At 70.0% G+C, this 2475-nt stretch carries 4 protein-coding genes; all 4 read left to right on the forward strand.

Going from position 1 to position 2475, the window contains the following annotated elements:
* Window positions 1–248: 248 nt before the first annotated feature.
* Window positions 249–713, forward strand: a complete 465-nt coding sequence (gene rimP, locus RT323_RS16495; protein ID WP_313410370.1) for a ribosome maturation factor RimP — start codon at window positions 249–251, stop codon at window positions 711–713.
* The gene (nusA, locus tag RT323_RS16500; protein WP_313410371.1) at window positions 713–1762 is read left to right on the forward strand and encodes a transcription termination factor NusA; all 1050 of its coding nucleotides are present in this window, start codon (window positions 713–715) and stop codon (window positions 1760–1762) included. The genes rimP and nusA overlap by 1 nt, the downstream gene beginning before the upstream one ends.
* Before the next feature lie 11 nt (window positions 1763–1773).
* Window positions 1774–2043 (forward strand): YlxR family protein, encoded by a 270-nt coding sequence (locus RT323_RS16750; RefSeq protein WP_396172524.1) that lies wholly within the window; start codon window positions 1774–1776, stop codon window positions 2041–2043.
* Window positions 2044–2184: 141 nt separating this feature from the next.
* The coding region (locus RT323_RS16505; RefSeq protein ID WP_313410373.1) for a translation initiation factor IF-2 N-terminal domain-containing protein at window positions 2185–2475 on the forward strand (291 nt) is incomplete at its 3' end.

Consider the following 2475-nt stretch of genomic DNA (forward strand, 5'->3'; position numbering starts at 1 on the left):
GCTGCTGGTCCGCGACGACGGCCTCGAGCAGCGAGGTGTCCTCGGGGCGGGGGAGGGGCTTCGGCTTCGCGCCGACGGCACGCAGGGCGTCGTCGAAGGTGTCGGTGGCGAAGAGCCCGGCCAGGGCGACCGCCGCGCCGCCGGCGGCGGCGATGACGACGCGTCGGCTGCTCACGACCGCAGACTACCGACCGCGAGGACTTCGATAGGGTGGGGCGGTACGGATGACAACTGAACAGGAGCACCCGATGACCACCCCTACTCCGGACCGGATCTCGAGTCTCCTCGAACCCGTCACGGCGTCCCTGGGCCTCGATCTCGACGAGGTCGAGCTGCTGGGCAAGGCCGAGCGCCGTCGCCTGCTGGTCGCCGTCGACCGCGACGGCGGCGTCGACATCGACACGATCGCCCAGGCCACCCGCGCCATCTCCGCCGTGCTCGACGAGTCCGACGTCATGGGCGACGGGCGTTACACCCTCGAGGTCGCCTCGCGCGGCGTCGACCGCCCCCTCGCCGTCCCGCGGCACTGGCGCCGCAACGCCGGCCGCGTCGTCGCCGTCGACCTGACCGACGGCGAGCGCTTCGAGGCCCGCATCGGCGACAGCGACGACGAGGGCGTCGAGCTGGTGATCAAGGGCGAGAGCACGCGCTTCCCGTACGACGAGATCGTCAAGGCCGTCGTCCAGATCGAGCTGAACCGGAAGGACGTCTGATGGACATCGACATGGCCGCGCTGCGGATGCTGGAGCGCGAGAAGGGGATCGGCTTCGACGTCGTCGTCGACGCGATCGAGACCGCGCTGCTCTCGGCGTATCACAAGACCGTCGGTGCCCAGCAGCACGCGCGCGTCGAGCTGGACCGCAAGACCGGGCACGTCACGGTCTGGGCGCGCGAGAAGCTCGCCCCGCCGGCGCCGGCCGAGGGCGAGCAGGACGCCGCTCCGACCCCGCCGTCGTTCACCGAGGAGTACGACGACACCCCGGAGGACTTCGGTCGCTTCGCCGCCAGCGTCGCGCGCCAGCTGATCATGCAGCGCATCCGCGACATCGAGGACGAGGCCAAGTTCGGCGAGTTCTCGGGCCGGGTGGGCGACATCGTCTCGGGTGTCATCCAGCAGGGCCGCTCGCCGGGCGACGTCTTCATCGACCTGGGGTCGATCGAGGCCGTGCTGCCGCTGGGCGAGCGCGTCCCCGAGGAGCGCTACGCCCACGGCGAGCGCATCAAGGCGTACGTCTACGAGGTCGAGCGCGGCATGCGCGGTCCCCGCGTCAAGGTCTCGCGCACGCACCCCGGCCTGGTGAAGCTGCTGTTCGCCCTGGAGTCGCCCGAGATCGCCGACGGCACCGTCGAGATCGCCGCGATCGCCCGCGAGGCCGGCCACCGCACGAAGATCGCCGTGAAGGCCAATGCCGCGGGCGTGAACCCCAAGGGTGCCTGCATCGGCCCGATGGGCCAGCGCGTGCGCGCCGTCATGCACGAGTTGCACGGCGAGAAGATCGACATCGTCGACTTCAGCGAGAACCCCGCGGAGTTCATCGCCTTCGCGCTGTCCCCGGCCCAGGTCAAGGGAGTCACGATCGTGGACGAGGCGACGCGCTCCGCCCGCGTCGTGGTGCCCGACTTCCAGCTCTCGCTCGCGATCGGCAAGGAGGGCCAGAACGCCCGTCTCGCAGCGAAGTTGACCGGTTGGCGGATCGACATCCGGCCCGACACCGCGCCGGCCGAGGATGGCGATTCGTCGTCACCTCGGTCGAGCCGCTAGACTTGACGACGGTGATCCGCACGTGCGTCGGTTGTCGGCAGCGTGCGGAGAAGACCACTCTGGTGAGAGTCGTCGCCGGACCGGATGAAGCGGGAAGAACCGCCGAACCCGATCCTGACGGAACTCGACCGGGCCGAGGAGCGCACCTGCACCCTTCGGACCGGTGCCTGCAACTCGCTCTCGAGCGGCGGGCGTTCGCCCGGGCCCTTCGAATCGAAGGACCTGTCAACGCGGATGCCGTCGTCGCCTGGGTACGGTCGCTGGCCGACGAGAGCGCCTGACCAACCATGGGGCCGACCGGCCCCACCGACACGAAATCGGAGCACTCGCTCATGAGCACTCGATGAGTACTTCCAAATGAGCCTGTACGTCAATCTGTGATCCGAGCCTCCTTCCGGGGCCGGGTCCCCTGAAGGAGAAGTGTGGCTGTCAGAGTCCACGAGCTCGCCCGCGAGCTCGGTGTTGAGAGCAAGGTCGTCCTGTCCACCCTCAAGGAGATGGGCGAGTACGTGAAGTCCGCGTCCTCGACCGTCGAGGCGCCTGTCGTGCGCCGACTGAAGGAGGAGCACGGCGACTCCCTGCGCGCGCAGGGTGCCAAGAAGAACAAGAAGGCCCCCGCCAAGAAGGCGGACGAGGCCCCGAAGGCCGCTGAGCAGGCGCCCGCCTCGCCGGCGCCCACCCCCGGTCCCAAGCCCACCCCGGCCCCCGGCCCC

This window comes from Aeromicrobium sp., from assembly GCF_032084975.1.
Taxonomy (GTDB): domain Bacteria; phylum Actinomycetota; class Actinomycetes; order Propionibacteriales; family Nocardioidaceae; genus Aeromicrobium.

Bases quoted from the DNA above. Each gene is read 5' to 3' on its own strand.
- rimP (WP_313410370.1), top strand. From the start codon at position 249: ATGACCACCCCTACTCCGGACCGGATCTCGAGTCTCCTCGAACCCGTC.
- nusA (WP_313410371.1), top strand. From the start codon at position 713: ATGGACATCGACATGGCCGCGCTGCGGATGCTGGAGCGCGAGAAGGGG.